The sequence below is a fragment of the Streptomyces sp. NPDC056987 genome, assembly GCF_042673865.1.
Lineage (GTDB): Bacteria > Actinomycetota > Actinomycetes > Streptomycetales > Streptomycetaceae > Streptomyces.
Genome location: NZ_JBHURV010000022.1, coordinates 22,013 through 36,076 on the forward strand (window position 1 = coordinate 22,013; position 14,064 = coordinate 36,076).

The window sequence follows — 14,064 nt, forward strand, 5'->3', positions numbered from 1 at the left end:
GGGTGTCCGGGGCGCCGGAATAGCCTGCCACCTGTCCGCATTACACGGTGGTGTTGCCCCAGGGGGCGACCGACCCACTGGTTCAGATGGAGGATCCGCGCCCATGCCGTACGCCGCCGCGCCGGACGGCCCCGTGCCGCCGCACCCGCTCGACAACCCCGCGCGCGCGGCGCTCACGGGGCCGCACGCGCACCTCGCCGAGCGGTACGGCAGGCTGCTGCGCTACCCGGCCGACATGGCGCCGTGGCTGGCGCTGCCCGACGACCCGGGCGAGAGCGACTGGGCCGACGCCGCCGTGTTCGCCGGGCCCGGCGGCTCCCTCGCGACCGCCGGGTTCGCGGGGCCGCCGCCCGCCGGCTGGGAGATCACCTTCCACGCCGACGGCGTCCAGATGGTCGCCACCGGACTCCCCGGCGGGCGGGACACCGGCGGGGACGCGATCGTGCCCCTCGGCCCCGCCGACGTGCCGGAGATCCTCGACCTGGTCGAGCGCACCCGGCCCGGGCCCTTCCTGGCCCGTACCGTCGAGCTCGGCACCTATCTGGGCATCCGCCGGGGCGGCGCGCTCGTCGCGATGGCGGGGGAGCGGATGCACCCGCCCGGCTGGACCGAGATCAGCGCCGTCTGCACCGACCCGGAATTCCGCGGCCGGGGACTGGCGGCCCGGCTCGTCCTGGCCGTCGCCGACGGGATCCGGGCCCGTGGCGAGACGCCCTTCCTGCATGCCGCAGCCGACAACACCGGCGCCGTACGGCTCTACGAGTCGCTCGGATTCGAGGTGCGCCGGGCCACGCGGTTCCTCGGCGTGCGCGCACCGGTCGGGGCGCCGGTCGGGACCGGATAAAATGATGGGATTTTGTTGGCACCCGTGCCGTCGGTACTCTCCTGACCTGCGGTGACGATCTCGGCAGCCAGCGGACCCAGTGATCAGTGAGCAGTGTTCGACGAATGGCAGCGACAATGACGGTGACAGAGGACAGCCCGGCCCGCGGCGAGAGCCCGGCGACCCCGGCCGACCGGGCCGCGACCGGCATCCCGGAGCCCCGGGACGGCAGCCCGGAGTCCGGTCCCGACAGCCCCGAGCCCGGTCCCGGCGGTCCGGAGTCCGGTCCCGGCATCGACCCCGAGCGGATGGCCGTCTGCCTGAGCGTGCTGGACGAACTCGACCGGCTGGACGTCGACCACCCCGACGCCATCGCGGTCCGGCGCGCCACCGCCGGGATCTACCGGACGGTGAAGCAGCGCCGCCGCCAGGAGCGCAGGGCCGCCAAGACCGCCCACGACAAGGCCGTCACCGAGGCCACCGCCACCGGCTCCGCCGAGCGCATCGACGACGAGACCCAGGGACTGCTGCCGTCGTCCTCGGCCGCCGGCGAGATCGCGGGCATCCTCCAGCGCCCCCGCTCCTGCTACATCTGCAAGGCCCGCTACACCGAGGTCGACGCGTTCTACCACCAGCTCTGCCAGTCGTGCGCGGCGGAGAACCGGGCCCGCCGCGACGCCCGTACGGACCTGACCGGCCGCCGCGCGCTGCTCACCGGCGGCCGGGCCAAGATCGGCATGTACATCGCGCTGCGGCTGCTGCGCGACGGCGCCCACACCACCATCACCACCCGGTTCCCCGCCGACGCGGTCCGCCGTTTCAAGGCCATGCCGGACAGCGACGACTGGATCCACCGGCTCAAGATCGTCGGCATCGACCTGCGGGACCCGGCGCAGGTGGTCGCCCTCGCCGACTCCGTCGCCGCCGAGGGCCCGCTGGACATCCTGATCAACAACGCCGCGCAGACGGTGCGCCGCTCCCCGCAGGCGTACAGCGAGCTGCTCGCGGCCGAGTCCGCGCCCCTGCCCGCGGGCGAGCTGCCCGCCTCGCAGGTCATCGGAGCGTTCGGCAGCGGTTCCCAGGCCGTGCTCTCCGCCGGCGGCGCCGAGGCCCTGAGCGCGTCCGACGTCACCGGGCTCGCGCTGGTCGGCGGCTCGGCCACGCTCGCCAGGATCGAGGCCGGTACGGCGATCGACGCCGGCGGGCTCGTACCCGACCTGCACGACACCAACAGCTGGGTGCAGACGGTCTCCGAGGTCGACGCGGTCGAGCTGCTCGAAGTGCAACTGTGCAACTCCACCGCGCCGTTCATCCTCATCAGCAGGCTGCGCCCGGCGATGGCACGGGCCGCCGCGGCCCGCGCGTACGTCGTCAACGTCTCCGCGATGGAAGGGGTGTTCAGCCGTGGCTACAAGGGCGCGGGACACCCGCACACGAACATGGCCAAGGCCGCGCTGAACATGCTCACCCGCACCAGCGCGCAGGAGATGTTCGAGTCCGACCAGATCCTGATGACGGCCGTCGACACCGGCTGGATCACCGACGAGCGCCCGCATCCGGACAAGATGCGCCTCGCCGACGAGGGCTTCCACGCCCCGCTCGACCTGATCGACGGCGCCGCCCGGGTGTACGACCCGATCGTGCGGGGCGAGAGCGGCGAGGATCTGTACGGCTGCTTCCTCAAGGACTACGCGCCCGCCAACTGGTGACGCCCCGGGCGACCGGAACGGGGCCGGTTGGCCGGAAGTTCACCCGAAAGCCATCCCTATAGAGCGGGCCGGCGCTCATCTGGTTACCCTGGTGCGCACGGACGGCCGAGCGGGGGACACACCATCCCCATGGCCGTGCTGGGACAGGCCCCCTACCACGGCCGCGGTCCCGTCCGACAACACGACGCCACCGCGACGGAGCCACCCTGTCCCAGAGTTACCCGACACAGAGGAGTGCGCGGTGACACCAGATCTGAAGCAGCACGAACCACAACGTCCGGCGGAGTCCGCCGAGCGGAGCCGCAGGCCCGAGAAGATCGGCAACCTGGAGGTGTGGGCCAGATCGGCCCCGATCCGCCTCGCGGGCTACGAGGACGACCTCGCCGAGCCGCACATCCTGCCCGGGGTCGACTGACCGGTCCGCGGAGCGCTCCCGTACCCCCTGTATTCCGGGGTACGGGACCGCACGCCGGACGGCCCGCGCGGCGACGGCTACCCGCCTGCCGCGATCCGGGCCAGGTTGCGGCCCAGCCACCGGGCGTACGCGCGCTGGAGCACCGGCACCAGCGGGCCCGCGAGCCGCGTGTACCAACGCGCCGGACGGCTGAAGGCCCTGACGGTGAACCAGACGGAGCCGTCCTCCCCCAGCTCGACCACGAAGGACTCCTCGCCGCACTCCGGATGCCCGGTCAGGGTGCCGTATGCGAAGCCGGCGCGGTCCTTCTCGTACACGCTCCACACCACCTCGCACGGGACGCCGATCCGCAGCGGTCCCACGCCCAGCGAGACGCGGACGCCGGTGCCCCGCTCCGCCCGGGCCGTGGTGGCCGTGACACGGGCGCCCGCCCGCCGGTGCAGGGCCCAGGTGGTGACGGCCGCGCCCGCCGTCTCGAACGCCGGGCGGCCCCGGCCGATCCTGGTCCGGTGGTGGAGATGGTGGTAGCCGTCCGGCAGCGGTCCGAGCCGGGTCGCGCCCACCTCGCGGTAGGTGAAGGTGCCACCGTTCATACGCCGGTCTCCTTGAGTCGTCGCCAGGACAGGATCGAGCAGAGTGCGAAGCCGAGGGCGTTGCCGAGGCCGTGCGTGGCCGCCATCCAGGTGAGGGTGGGGTGCGGGAGCCCGGTGGCCTCGCCGAGCGCCCAGCTCAGGGCGAGGACCATGGTCGCCGCCAGCACGCCGGACGAGACGGCGAGCAGGGCGCGCGTGAACCGGTCCCGTGCGCCGGGCCTGATGTCGCGCCAGGTCAGCACCGCGACCGTCCACATGCCCGCGGTCAGGATCACCGCCCCCGCCAGCTCGATCGCCTCGCCGGTGAAGTAGCCGGTCAGGACGGTCAGGGTGCCGAGCGGAACGCTCAGCGCCGCGAACCGGCCCGCGGGACCCGGCACCGCGCGGCAGACCAGACCGGCCGTCAGCGCCGCGGCGAACCCGGCGAAGTGGAAGTGCGCGACCGTCAGCCGCAGGATCGTCGGCCCGAAGCCGAACAGTTGATGTCCCCACCGCTCGGCGACCAGGGCGACCGCCGCGATCGACGGGGTCGCCAGCGCGGTGAGTGCCGCTACCTCGGCGGGGCCGGGGACGAGGGGCCGGTTCCGCGCGACCCGCACGACAGCCCCCAGGGCCATCAGTGCCAGGGCGAAGGCGGCGAGGGCGTAGCAGGCGGCGAGTGCGGCGGCCGGGGCGCCGCGGGGCAGCCAGAGGGAGACGGCGCCCAGCAGGCCCGGCAGGGGCCACCGGCGGCGTAGCGCGCGCAGAGCGGTGGTGCCGGGCCGCTCCGGCGTCTCCAGCAGACGCAGGCCCAGCGGCACGATCACCGTCATGCCCACCGTCACGATCAGGCTGACCAGCACGGACATCCCCGCCACCCCCAGACTTGAACGCGTTCAAATACCCGCCGCATGAGCGTAAGTTGTTCATTGAACGCGTTCAAGTCTCGGGTGCGTCGCGACCGTCCGGCTTGCGGGGTGCACAGAGTTCGGGCAAGACATAGGGGGATATTCACGGAGGAAGAGGCGGGAGATTGTGGTGCGCTCAGCCATCGGTCGACGGGGTGCCGTGCTCGCGGTGCTGTCCGTGGGCGTTCTGATCACTGCGGGCTGCGGGTGGAGTGGTGGCCAAGGCGGTGATGGCCAGGGCGGTGGTGGCCGAGGCGGCGATGCTGTCCGTGGTGCCGGCGAGAGCGTGCCGAGCGCCGAGGATCTGCACTTCCAGCCCGTCGCGGCCCCGGGGCCCGACCCCTTCACCTCCTCGACCGCGGCCCCGCCCGTTCCGGCGGCGCCGGCGGAGCGGAAACCGGGGAGCGCCGGGAGTCCGGGCGCCCCGCGGGGCCCCCGCGACGGGGACGCGCGGGGGGCGGCCACGGGCGCCCGGACACCGCGCGCCCTGCCCGGCTCCACCCCCGGCCTCTACGGCGGTTCCCCGTCGGCCAGTTGCGATGTGGAGCGGCAGGTCGCCCTGCTCGCCGGGGACCCGGCGAAGGCCCGCGCCTTCGCGCAGGGCGCCGCGCTCGGCCGGCGCTCCGTCCCCGACTTCCTGCGCGGGCTGACCCCCGTCGTGGTGCGGGCCGACGTCCGGGTCACGGCCCACGGCTACCGCGGCGGAACGGCCACCGACTTCCAGTCCGTGCTCCAGACGGGCACCGCCGTCATGGTCGACGAGTACGGCATGCCCAGGGTGCGCTGCGCCGGGGGCAGCCCGCTGGGCGCGCCGATCGCCGCCCAGGGCTCCGTGAGCTACCGGGGAGAGCCCTGGCGGGGGTACGCCGCCGACCGGGTCGTCGTCATCACCCGCGCCCCGCGTCCGCTCGACGCCCTGGTCATCGTGGACCTGCTCGACCGTGCCTGGGTCGAGCGGCGGATCGGTACCGACGGCGGTGAGGACAAGGCCCCCGGGACGCCGCCCCCGTACGCCCCGGACGCGGACATCACCGATCCCGAGGCGGTGAAGGCGCCGGGAGTGGTCGTTCCGGACGCCGCCCCCGGGGGCGGGCGGTCCGCGCCCCCGGGCCCCGCCGTGCCGTCGGGCGCCCCGGCTCGCGAGGGCCGGCCGGCCGTACCGGAGCAGTCGCCGCTCCCCGCCGACGAGGTGGTGCCCCTGCCGGAGGACGCCCCCGGTGGCGGGCCGGGCGGGCTGCCCGGCGACGACCTCGCCCCGCCCGTGGACGACCTGTTCCCGCCGGAGCCGGACGGACCGGTCCTGCCGGACGAGCCGGCCCCGTCCGACGGCCCGGTCCTGCCCGACGGGCCGGCCGGCACCGGCGCCGCCACCTTCCGGGGCTGACCGGGCCGACCGGGCGGCCGGGCGGCCGTGCGGACCGGGCGGCCGGGCGGCCGTGCGGACCGGGCGGCCGGGCGGCCCGGCACCGACGCTTTCCAGGGGCGGCCGGGCTGATCGGGCTGATCGGGCCGACGGTCCCGCCGTACGGTCCCGGGTTCCCGGGATCACTCGAAGAATCCGACAAATGATGACAGAGTGTCCACATGGTTGAACGGGCAGCGGGTCCCCTGTCGCTCCCCGACGACTGGCCCGCCCACGCCGACACCAGCCTCTCCCTCAACCGGATGGGCACCTTCGACTGGGACCTCGACGCCGGGCGGCTCCACCTCGACGCCCCGGCCCTCGACGTCTTCGACCTCTGCGCCGGCGAGTACGACGGCCGCCCCGAGCAGTTGGAGGTCCGGGTTCCGCCCGCCGAGTCCATCCGGCTGGACGAACTGGTGGCCAGGGCGCTGCGGGACGGCAGCGAGGCGTTCGGTGCCTACTTCCGGGTCCGGCGCCGGGACGGAAGCCTGCGCTGGACCCACACCCAGGGCGTCATCCGCCGCGACGCCGCCGGGCGGGCCCGCCGGGTGATCGGTCTCGTCCGCGACGCGGCGCAGGAGCTCGCCGACTCGGCCGCGCGTCACGAGCTGGGCGTCCTGCGCCGGGTGGGCGCCGACGTGGTCGAGGGCACCACCGCCGCGCTCGCCCACGCCAGGACCGTCCAGGACGTCATCGACGTCCTCAAGCAGTCCCACGGTCTCGCCCACCTCGGTGCCGGCAGCCTGGTCATGGGGCTGGTCGACGCGGGCCGCATCCATCTCGTCGCCGAGGGCCCCGAGGGCTCGTACGTACCGGGCACCCGGGTCACCCGTACCGACGAGGCGTACCCGATGAGCGAGGTGGTGCGCACCTTGATGCCCCGCTTCATCGAATCGGCCCAGGAGTTCGCGGAGAGCTACCCCATGCTCTGGCCGTACATCAACGACCTCGGGATCAACGCGGCCGCCTATCTGCCGCTGATCGCCCAGGCGCGGCCCATCGGGGCGCTCGGGCTGCTCTACCGCGACAAGAGCGGCTTCACCGCCGAGGACCGCAACCTCCTCGTCGCGCTCGGCAGCAGCATCGCCCAGAGCCTCCAGCGCGCGGTGCTCTTCGAGCAGGAGCACGACCTCGCGGAGGGGCTCCAGCAGGCGATGCTGCCGCGCCGGATCCCCGCCGTGCCGGGGGCCGAGATCGCCGTGCGCTACCGCTCCGCGCGGCTCGGCCGGGACATCGGCGGCGACTGGTACGACGTGATCCCGCTCCCCGGCGGCCGGGTCGGGACCGTCATCGGGGACGTCCAGGGCCATGACACCCACGCCGCCGCCGTGATGGGGCAGCTCAGGATCGTGCTGCGGGCGTACGCGGCCGAGGGGCACGAGCCGGCCACGGTGATGGCCCGTGCCTCGATCTTCCTCTACGAGCTGGACACCGAACGCTTCGCGACCTGCACCTACGCCGAGGCCGACCTGACCACCGGGGTCGTCCAGCTGGTCCGGGCCGGCCATGTCGACCCGCTGCTCAGGGACACCGACGGAACCTGCCGCAGGCTGCCGCTGCCCGGCGGGATGCCGCTCGGGCTCTCCGCCGCCTTCGGCGGGCTCGACTACCCGGTCGAGACCGTCGAACTGGACCCCGGACAGACCCTGCTGCTCTACACCGACGGCCTCGTGGAGCAGCCGGGCACCGATCTCGACGACGGGATGCGGGCGCTGGCCACGCTGGTACGGGACGGGCCGCGCGATCTCCAGCACCTCGCCGACCGGCTCTGCGAGGTCGTGGACGCGCGCGGCGGCGAGGACGACGTGGCGGTCCTGCTGCTGCGCCGCGGCGGCACCCGCGCCCCGCGCTCCGGCGGCAGGCTCTACCAGCAGGTCGCGCAGGGCGACGCCGAGGGGCTGGCCACCGCGCGCCACATGATCCGGGCCGCGGTCACCGCGTGGGGCGCGGGGGAACGCTCCGACGCGATCGAACTGGCCGCCGACGAGCTGATCACCAACGCCCTGCTGCACACCGGCGGCGGCGCCGCCGTGGTCGTCCGGGTGGTGCCGCGCCCGGAGGGGCGGGGGCCGGGGCGGCCGGGGGCGGAGCCGCCGGACACCGGGCGGCCGGTGCCCGGGCGGTCCGGGGCGGGGGCGGGCCGCCGGCTGCGGGTGGAGGTCGAGGACGGGTCCAGCGCGCTGCCGCACCGCCGAGACCCCGGGGAGTCCGGGGTCTCGGGGCGCGGGCTGCTGCTCGTGGACGAACTGGCGGACGACTGGGGTGTGGAGTCACGCGGCAGCGGCAAGTGCGTATGGTGCGAATTCGTCGTCCCGGACCGGCCCGCGCGCTGAGCGGGGCCCGCCACGGCGGATATGTCCGTCGCCGTATGTCCGTCGCGTATGTCTGTCGCGCCGGATGGACCGGCCTCGCCGGATAGATCGGACAGGTCGGGCCGGAAAAATCTCCCCAGGCTGCCTCAGAGGTGTTGACGTCCTCAGTCATCCGATGAATATTCGGGGGGTGATCGACGACGGACCGACGTCGACGGACGGATGCCGGCACACGGGCGCCGCCACACGCACGTCGGCCGGCACACGGGAGGCGGCAGCGGCATGCGGCACACCACGCTCGGGACCAGCGGTACGGTCCGGGTGACCGGACTGTCCTTCGGGGCCGCCGGGATCGGCAATCTCTACACCCCGGTCGGCGCCGGGCAGGCTCGGGAAGCCGTCGACGCCGCCTGGGACGCGCGCATCCGGTACTTCGACACCGCGCCCCACTACGGCCTCGGCCTCTCCGAACGGCGGCTCGGCGAGGCGCTGCGGGAGCGGCCGCGGAGCGCGTACACGCTCTCCACCAAGGTCGGCCGGATCCTCGAACCCGTCCCCGGTGACGCCGCCACCGAGCGCGACGACCTCGCCCACGGCTTCGCCGTACCGGCCACGCACCGCAGGGTGTGGGACTTCAGCGCCGACGGCGTACGCCGCTCGATCGAGGACAGCCTGACCCGGCTCGGGCTGGACCGGATCGACATCGTCTACCTGCACGACCCCGACGACCACGCCGAGGAAGCCTTCACCCAGGCCTACCCCGCGCTGGAGCGGCTGCGCGCCGAGGGCACCGTCGGCGCCATCGGCGCCGGCATGAACCAGACCGCGATGCTCACCCGTTTCCTGTGCGACACCGACACCGATGTGGTGCTCTGCGCGGGCCGCTTCACCCTGCTCGACCAGTCGGCGCTCTCCGAACTGCTCCCCGAGGCCTCGGCACGCGGCCGGAGCGTCGTGGTCGGCGGGGTCTTCAACTCCGGGCTGCTCGCCGACCCGCGCCCCGGCGCGACCTACGACTACGCCGCCGCCCCGCCGGCCCTGGTCGAACGGGCGCTGCGCATGGACACCGTCACCCGGCGGTACGGTGTCCCGCTGCGCGCCGCCGCCCTCCACTACCCCCTGCGTCATCCCGCCGTCGCCAGTGTCCTGGTCGGCACCCGGTCGGCCGCGGAGGTACGGGACGCGGCCGGACTCGCCGGCCTGACCCTCCCCGACGACCTCTGGGCCGAACTGCGCGCCGAGGGACTGCTGACCGAGAACGGAGCCCCCGCATGAGAGTCGCCCTGCACACCAAGGTCCGCGCCGACCGGATCGAGGCGTACGAGGAGGCCCACCGCGAGGTGCCCGCCGAACTCACCGCCGCCATCCGCGCCGCGGGCGCCACCTCCTGGACGATCTGGCGCAGCGGAACCGACCTCTTCCACCTGCTGGAGTGCGCGGACTACGCGGCCCTGCTCGCCGCCCTGGACCGGCTCCCGGTCAACATCGCCTGGCAGGCCCGGATGGCCGAACTGCTCGACGTGGTGCACGACTACTCCGAGGGCGGCGCGGACGCCGGACTGCCCGTGGTCTGGGAGCTGTGACGCCGATGCCGCCCGCCACCGTCGTCGACGCCCACCACCATGTCTGGGACCTGTCCGTACGCCCCCAGGAGTGGATGACCGGCAGCCGGATGGACCCCATCCGCCGGAACTTCACCCTGGACGAGCTCGCCGCCGAGGCGGCCGCCGCCGGGGTGGGCGCCACCGTCCTCGTCCAGACCGTCGCCGTCGCCGCCGAGACCCCCGAGTTCCTGGCCCTCGCCGAGGGCAGCGAACTCGTCGCGGGCGTCGTCGGCTGGACCGACCTCACCGCGCCCGGCGTCGCCGACGCCCTCGCCGTGCTGCGGGCCGGACCCGGCGGCGGGAAACTCGCCGCCGTCCGCCACCCGGTGGAGGGCGAGGCCGACCCGGCGTGGCTGCTCCGCCCCGAGGTGCTGCGCGGACTGGCGGCCGTCGGGGCCGCGGGGCTCGCGTACGACCTGCTGGTGCGCCCGCACCAGCTGCCCGCCGCGACGGAGGCCGCCCGGCTCCTCCCGGACCTCACCTTCGTCCTCGACCATCTCGGGAAGCCGCCCGTCGCCGAGGGCCGTACCGACCCCTGGGAGGGGCACTTCCGGGCGCTGGCCGCCCTGCCCAACACCGTCTGCAAGCTTTCCGGGATGGTCACGGAGGCGGAGTGGGACTCCTGGACGCCCGAGGACCTGCGTCCGTACGCCGCCGTCGCGCTCGACGCCTTCGGGCCCGAGCGGCTGATGTTCGGCTCCGACTGGCCGGTGAGCCGGCTGGCCGCGTCGTACGGAGAGGTCCTCGACGCGGCGCGCACGGTCACCGACGGGCTCGGCGCGGCCGAGCGCGATGCCGTCTTCGGGGGCACCGCGCGGCGCGTCTACCGCCTCTGAGCGGCCCTACACGCGCTGGACCGGGTCCGTCTCCTCCCCGGCGGCCGCCCGCAGGAAGGCGTCCGCCACCTCGGCGGGGAACCGGCCGAGGCCGAGCAGCCCGGTGACCGAACCGGTGCCCAGCGCGTGCCACGTGCCGGCCCGTCGCAGCATCGGGTGATCGCCGCCGGAGAGGAGCACGGCACACGCCTCGGCGCCCGCGTCCCGGGCGCGGGCGGCCAGCGCCACACTCTCCCGGGGGTCCGTCGTACGGTCGCGGTCGCCGTGCAGCAGTACGACCCGGCGGCCCGCCAGCTGCCCCACCGGCTCGCCCGGCGGGCACCACGGGGCGAGCCCCACCACGCCGACGACCTGCTCGTGCCCGGCGGCGGCCAGCGCGGCGCGCCCGCCCATCGAGTGCCCCACGAGCACCACGGGCACCGGTCCGACCAGCTGCTCCAGCTCGTCCAGCGCCCGCCGGGCGTCCCGGGCGGCGTCGGCGCGCGTTCCGTTCCACCCCCGGTGGCGGTAGCGGACCCGGCCCACCACCACGTCGTGCCCCTCGGTGGCGCGGAGCACCGCGCGGGTGAACGGCAGCATCCGCGCCCCCGGCAGATTGAGCCGGGTGGGCGGGCGCTCGCTCTCCGAGCGTCCGCCGTGCAGCACCAGGACGACGGCGCGGGGGCGCGCGGCGGTCCGGTCGAGGACGAGGGCGGGCCGGACGGCGGCTCGCCGGTCTCGTACGGGCACGTGGGGCCTTCCTTCCTGCGGGCGGGGACCCTCCGCCGCGGACGGCCCCTTCCCCGGTGATTCGGATCCGGGGCGGCCCCGGACGCCTCGCGGCCCACCGATGTGCCGCGGATCACCCGTACAACGGGGAGCGGCCCGCCGGGCGTTCCCCGCGGCCCTGCGGCACGCTGGAAACATGCCGGAACTGCCCGAGGTCGAAGCGCTGCGCGCGTTTCTCGACAGCCGCCTGGTCGGCAAGGAGATCGTCCGGGTCCTGCCGCTGACGGTCAACGTCCTCAAGACCTACGATCCGCCGCTCTCGGCGCTCGAAGGCACCACGGTCACCGCCGTCGCCCGCCACGGAAAGTATCTCGACATCGTCACCGCGGGCGCAGGCACAGGCGCGGGCGGCGCGCGGGGGACGCGTGACGCCGGCGGGCTGCATCTCGCCGTCCACCTGGCCCGCGCGGGCTGGCTGCGCTGGAAGGACTCGTTCTCCGGCGCCCCACCCCGCCCCGGCAAGGGGCCGCTCGCCTGGCGCACCGTGCTCGCCGAGGGGGACGGCTTCGACCTGACCGAGGCGGGCACCGCCAAGCGCCTCGCCGTCCACCTCGTCCGGGACCCCGCCGACGTCCCCGGCATCGCCCGGCTCGGCCCCGATCCGCTCGACGCCGCCTTCGACCGCGCCGCGTTCGCCCGGCTGCTCGCCGGGGAGCGCCGCCAGATCAAGGGCGCCCTGCGCGACCAGCGGCTCATCGCCGGCATCGGCAACGCCTACAGCGACGAGATCCTGCACGCCGCGCGGATGTCCCCGTTCAAACCGGTGAAGAACCTCTCCGAGGACGAGATCACCGGGCTGTACGAGGCGCTGCGCACCACCCTCGGCGACGCCGTCGAGCGCTCGCGCGGGGTCGCCGCAGGCGGGCTCAAGGCGGAGAAGAAGACCGGTCTGCGGGTGCACGGCCGTACCGGCGAGGCGTGCCCCGTCTGCGGGGACACCATCAGGGAGGTCTCCTTCAGCGATTCCTCGCTCCAGTACTGCCTCACCTGCCAGACGGGCGGCCGGCCGCTCGCCGACCGGAGGATGTCCCGGCTGCTCAAATAGCCCGGCCCCGCGGCCGCCGCTGATCCGCCTCAGCCGCGATCCGCCTCAGTCGCCGATCCCCGTCAGCCGCCGATCCCCGTCAGCCGCCGCCGATCCGCGCCAGGACGCGGCCGTCCCCGGACCTGATCTCGAAGTGGTGGATCTCGTCGGGACGCATCGACGCGCCGCCGCGGGTGATCAGCCGCCCGCCGTCCTCCGCGCGGGACCCCCAGCTCGTCACCGTCTCGCTGGAGCCGTCCATGCCCACGGCAATGAGCGCGCAGACCCCGGAGGCGGTGGGCCGCACCAGTTCGAGACCGATGTTCGTACCCCAGTCGGTGGCCGCCGTCGTCACCACCGCGGCCATCCCCGTCGTGTGGTCCGACGCCGTCCACTGCGCCGTCGCCGCGGGCCCCGCGCTCGTCGACCGGGTCAACCCGAGGACGGTGAGCGGACCCCCCATCACCAGCGCCGCCGCCACGGCCACCAGCGCGAGCCGCCGCCTGCGGCTGCGGCGCCGGCCCTCCGCCGTACGCCCGAGCAGCCGCGCCAGCATCTCCGGTCCCGCGACGACGACCGGCGCCATCCCGGCCGGGGTCTGCCGGGCGTAGAGGTCGAGCTGTGTCTTCACCCCGCCGAAGTCACCCAGCGACAGGGTGCACTGCGGGCACTCCATGAGGTGATCCTCGAAGCGAAAGGCGTCCGCGGCGTCGAGCACGCCCAGTGCATAGGCGCCGACATCGCGATGGAGGTCCAAGGTCCGCATGTTGTCTGTTACGCAGTGGAGCGCCGAATCATTCAAGGAAAGCCTGACCTAACCCCTACACTCCGGCGTCATGCTGCGTGTACTGGCTGTGGACGACGAAGAACCGGCCCTGGAGGAGCTTCTTTACCTGCTCAGGGCCGATCCGCGGATCCGGCGGGCCGAGGGCGCCACCAGCGCGACCGAGGCGCTGCGCAGGATCGGCGCGGCCCTCGAAGCCGGGCCCGACGACTCCGCCGCCGTCGATGTCGTCTTCCTCGACATCCACATGGCCGGGCTGAGCGGACTCGACGTCGCCCGGCTCCTCGCGGGGTTCGCCGAACCCCCGCTGATCGTCTTCGTCACCGCCCACGAGGGCTTCGCGGTCCAGGCGTTCGACCTGAAGGCCGTCGACTACGTCCTCAAGCCCGTCCGCAGGGAACGGCTGGCGGAGGCCGTGCGGCGGGTCGACGGGCTGGTGGGGGAGCGTACACCGGCCGCCGCCCCCGCGGCCGACCAGATCGCGGTCGAACTGGGCGGGGTGATCCGCTTCGTCGCCGTCGACGACATCGCCTACGCCGAGGCCCAGGGCGACTACGCCCGGCTGCACACCGGCACCGGCAGCCACCTCGTACGGATCCCGCTGACCACGCTGGAGGAGCGCTGGCGGGCGCGGGGGTTCGTACGGATCCACCGCCGCCATCTCGTCGCGCTGGCCAGGATCGACGAGATGCGGCTGGACGCGGGCGCGATGAGCGTCCGCGTCGGCGACGCGGAGCTGGCCGTCAGCCGCCGCCACGCCCGCGCCCTGAGGGATCTGCTGATGCGGCAGACCGGTCGCTGACCAGGGCCTTCCCCTCGGATCGTCGGGCTGCGTACACTCCGGGCGCGAGCCGCCGCGGGACCGGGGGCCCGGCACGGAGCGTACGGCGGCACGGAACGTACG

At 74.6% G+C, this 14,064-nt stretch carries 14 protein-coding genes; 10 read left to right on the plus strand and 4 right to left on the minus strand.

Features of this window, described 5'->3' with window-relative positions:
• Positions 1-103: 103 nt before the first annotated feature.
• The 3 genes from ACFTZC_RS24195 (at position 104) to ACFTZC_RS24205 (ending at position 2,947) form a co-directional block, all read left to right on the plus strand.
• The gene (locus tag ACFTZC_RS24195; protein ID WP_382892988.1) at positions 104-844 is read left to right on the plus strand and encodes a GNAT family N-acetyltransferase; all 741 of its coding nucleotides are present in this window, start codon (positions 104-106) and stop codon (positions 842-844) included.
• A 287-nt stretch (positions 845-1,131) separates the two neighbouring features.
• On the plus strand, positions 1,132-2,532 hold the full coding sequence (locus ACFTZC_RS24200) for an SDR family NAD(P)-dependent oxidoreductase (protein ID WP_382893218.1): 1,401 nt from the start codon (positions 1,132-1,134) through the stop codon (positions 2,530-2,532).
• 241 nt (positions 2,533-2,773) lie between these two features.
• Positions 2,774-2,947 (plus strand): hypothetical protein, encoded by a 174-nt coding sequence (locus ACFTZC_RS24205; protein WP_382892990.1) that lies wholly within the window; start codon positions 2,774-2,776, stop codon positions 2,945-2,947.
• Positions 2,948-3,024: 77 nt separating this feature from the next.
• Here the strand turns inward: ACFTZC_RS24205 and ACFTZC_RS24210 are convergent, their stop codons facing one another.
• The gene (locus ACFTZC_RS24210; RefSeq protein WP_382892992.1) at positions 3,025-3,540 is read right to left on the minus strand and encodes a DUF1990 family protein; all 516 of its coding nucleotides are present in this window, start codon (positions 3,538-3,540) and stop codon (positions 3,025-3,027) included.
• On the minus strand, positions 3,537-4,388 hold the full coding sequence (locus tag ACFTZC_RS24215; RefSeq protein WP_382892994.1) for a YndJ family protein: 852 nt from the start codon (positions 4,386-4,388) through the stop codon (positions 3,537-3,539). Before ACFTZC_RS24215 ends, ACFTZC_RS24210 begins: the two co-directional genes overlap by 4 nt.
• 325 nt (positions 4,389-4,713) lie before the next feature.
• Here ACFTZC_RS24215 and ACFTZC_RS24220 point away from each other — a divergent pair, with 325 nt between their 5' ends.
• From ACFTZC_RS24220 to ACFTZC_RS24240, 5 genes are all read left to right on the plus strand, one after another.
• Positions 4,714-5,811, plus strand: a complete 1,098-nt coding sequence (locus ACFTZC_RS24220; protein WP_382892995.1) for a DUF6777 domain-containing protein — start codon at positions 4,714-4,716, stop codon at positions 5,809-5,811.
• 200 nt (positions 5,812-6,011) lie between these two features.
• Positions 6,012-8,165, plus strand: coding sequence for a SpoIIE family protein phosphatase (locus ACFTZC_RS24225; protein WP_382892997.1), 2,154 nt, complete (start codon positions 6,012-6,014; stop codon positions 8,163-8,165).
• A 261-nt stretch (positions 8,166-8,426) separates the two neighbouring features.
• Positions 8,427-9,419 carry an aldo/keto reductase gene (locus ACFTZC_RS24230; protein WP_382892999.1) on the plus strand — a complete coding sequence of 331 codons (993 nt, stop codon included), beginning with the start codon at positions 8,427-8,429 and terminating at the stop codon, positions 9,417-9,419.
• A complete protein-coding gene (locus ACFTZC_RS24235) occupies positions 9,416-9,727 on the plus strand; it encodes an L-rhamnose mutarotase (protein ID WP_382893001.1) in 312 nt (103 codons plus the stop codon). The genes ACFTZC_RS24230 and ACFTZC_RS24235 overlap by 4 nt, the downstream gene beginning before the upstream one ends.
• Positions 9,728-9,732: 5 nt before the next feature.
• A complete protein-coding gene (locus ACFTZC_RS24240) occupies positions 9,733-10,584 on the plus strand; it encodes an amidohydrolase family protein (protein WP_382893003.1) in 852 nt (283 codons plus the stop codon).
• 6 nt (positions 10,585-10,590) lie between these two features.
• Here the strand turns inward: ACFTZC_RS24240 and ACFTZC_RS24245 are convergent, their stop codons facing one another.
• Entirely contained in the window at positions 10,591-11,313 is a 723-nt protein-coding gene (locus ACFTZC_RS24245) for an alpha/beta fold hydrolase (RefSeq protein WP_382893005.1), read from the minus strand.
• Positions 11,314-11,488: 175 nt separating this feature from the next.
• Here ACFTZC_RS24245 and ACFTZC_RS24250 point away from each other — a divergent pair, with 175 nt between their 5' ends.
• Positions 11,489-12,397 carry an Fpg/Nei family DNA glycosylase gene (locus tag ACFTZC_RS24250; RefSeq protein ID WP_382893007.1) on the plus strand — a complete coding sequence of 303 codons (909 nt, stop codon included), beginning with the start codon at positions 11,489-11,491 and terminating at the stop codon, positions 12,395-12,397.
• A gap of 79 nt (positions 12,398-12,476) precedes the next feature.
• On the opposite strand, the gene ACFTZC_RS24255 is transcribed toward ACFTZC_RS24250, so the two are convergent.
• Positions 12,477-13,133: a zf-HC2 domain-containing protein gene (locus tag ACFTZC_RS24255; protein ID WP_382893008.1), complete on the minus strand. Its 657-nt coding sequence runs from the start codon at positions 13,131-13,133 to the stop codon at positions 12,477-12,479.
• A 79-nt stretch (positions 13,134-13,212) separates the two neighbouring features.
• On the opposite strand from ACFTZC_RS24255, the gene ACFTZC_RS24260 reads away from it, so the two are divergent.
• The gene (locus tag ACFTZC_RS24260; RefSeq protein WP_382893010.1) at positions 13,213-13,962 is read left to right on the plus strand and encodes a LytR/AlgR family response regulator transcription factor; all 750 of its coding nucleotides are present in this window, start codon (positions 13,213-13,215) and stop codon (positions 13,960-13,962) included.
• The last annotated feature ends 102 nt before the right edge of the window (positions 13,963-14,064 follow it).

Excerpts from the sequence above, each read along its gene's own strand:
- ACFTZC_RS24230 (WP_382892999.1), top strand. The coding sequence starts at position 8,427 with ATGCGGCACACCACGCTCGGGACCAGCGGTACGGTCCGGGTGACCGGA.
- ACFTZC_RS24240 (WP_382893003.1), top strand. The coding sequence starts at position 9,733 with ATGCCGCCCGCCACCGTCGTCGACGCCCACCACCATGTCTGGGACCTG.
- ACFTZC_RS24250 (WP_382893007.1), top strand. The coding sequence starts at position 11,489 with ATGCCGGAACTGCCCGAGGTCGAAGCGCTGCGCGCGTTTCTCGACAGC.
- ACFTZC_RS24210 (WP_382892992.1), bottom strand. The coding sequence starts at position 3,540 with ATGAACGGTGGCACCTTCACCTACCGCGAGGTGGGCGCGACCCGGCTC.
- ACFTZC_RS24260 (WP_382893010.1), top strand. The coding sequence starts at position 13,213 with ATGCTGCGTGTACTGGCTGTGGACGACGAAGAACCGGCCCTGGAGGAG.
- ACFTZC_RS24215 (WP_382892994.1), bottom strand. The coding sequence starts at position 4,388 with ATGTCCGTGCTGGTCAGCCTGATCGTGACGGTGGGCATGACGGTGATC.
- ACFTZC_RS24200 (WP_382893218.1), top strand. The coding sequence starts at position 1,132 with ATGGCCGTCTGCCTGAGCGTGCTGGACGAACTCGACCGGCTGGACGTC.
- ACFTZC_RS24235 (WP_382893001.1), top strand. The coding sequence starts at position 9,416 with ATGAGAGTCGCCCTGCACACCAAGGTCCGCGCCGACCGGATCGAGGCG.
- ACFTZC_RS24225 (WP_382892997.1), top strand. The coding sequence starts at position 6,012 with ATGGTTGAACGGGCAGCGGGTCCCCTGTCGCTCCCCGACGACTGGCCC.
- ACFTZC_RS24195 (WP_382892988.1), top strand. The coding sequence starts at position 104 with ATGCCGTACGCCGCCGCGCCGGACGGCCCCGTGCCGCCGCACCCGCTC.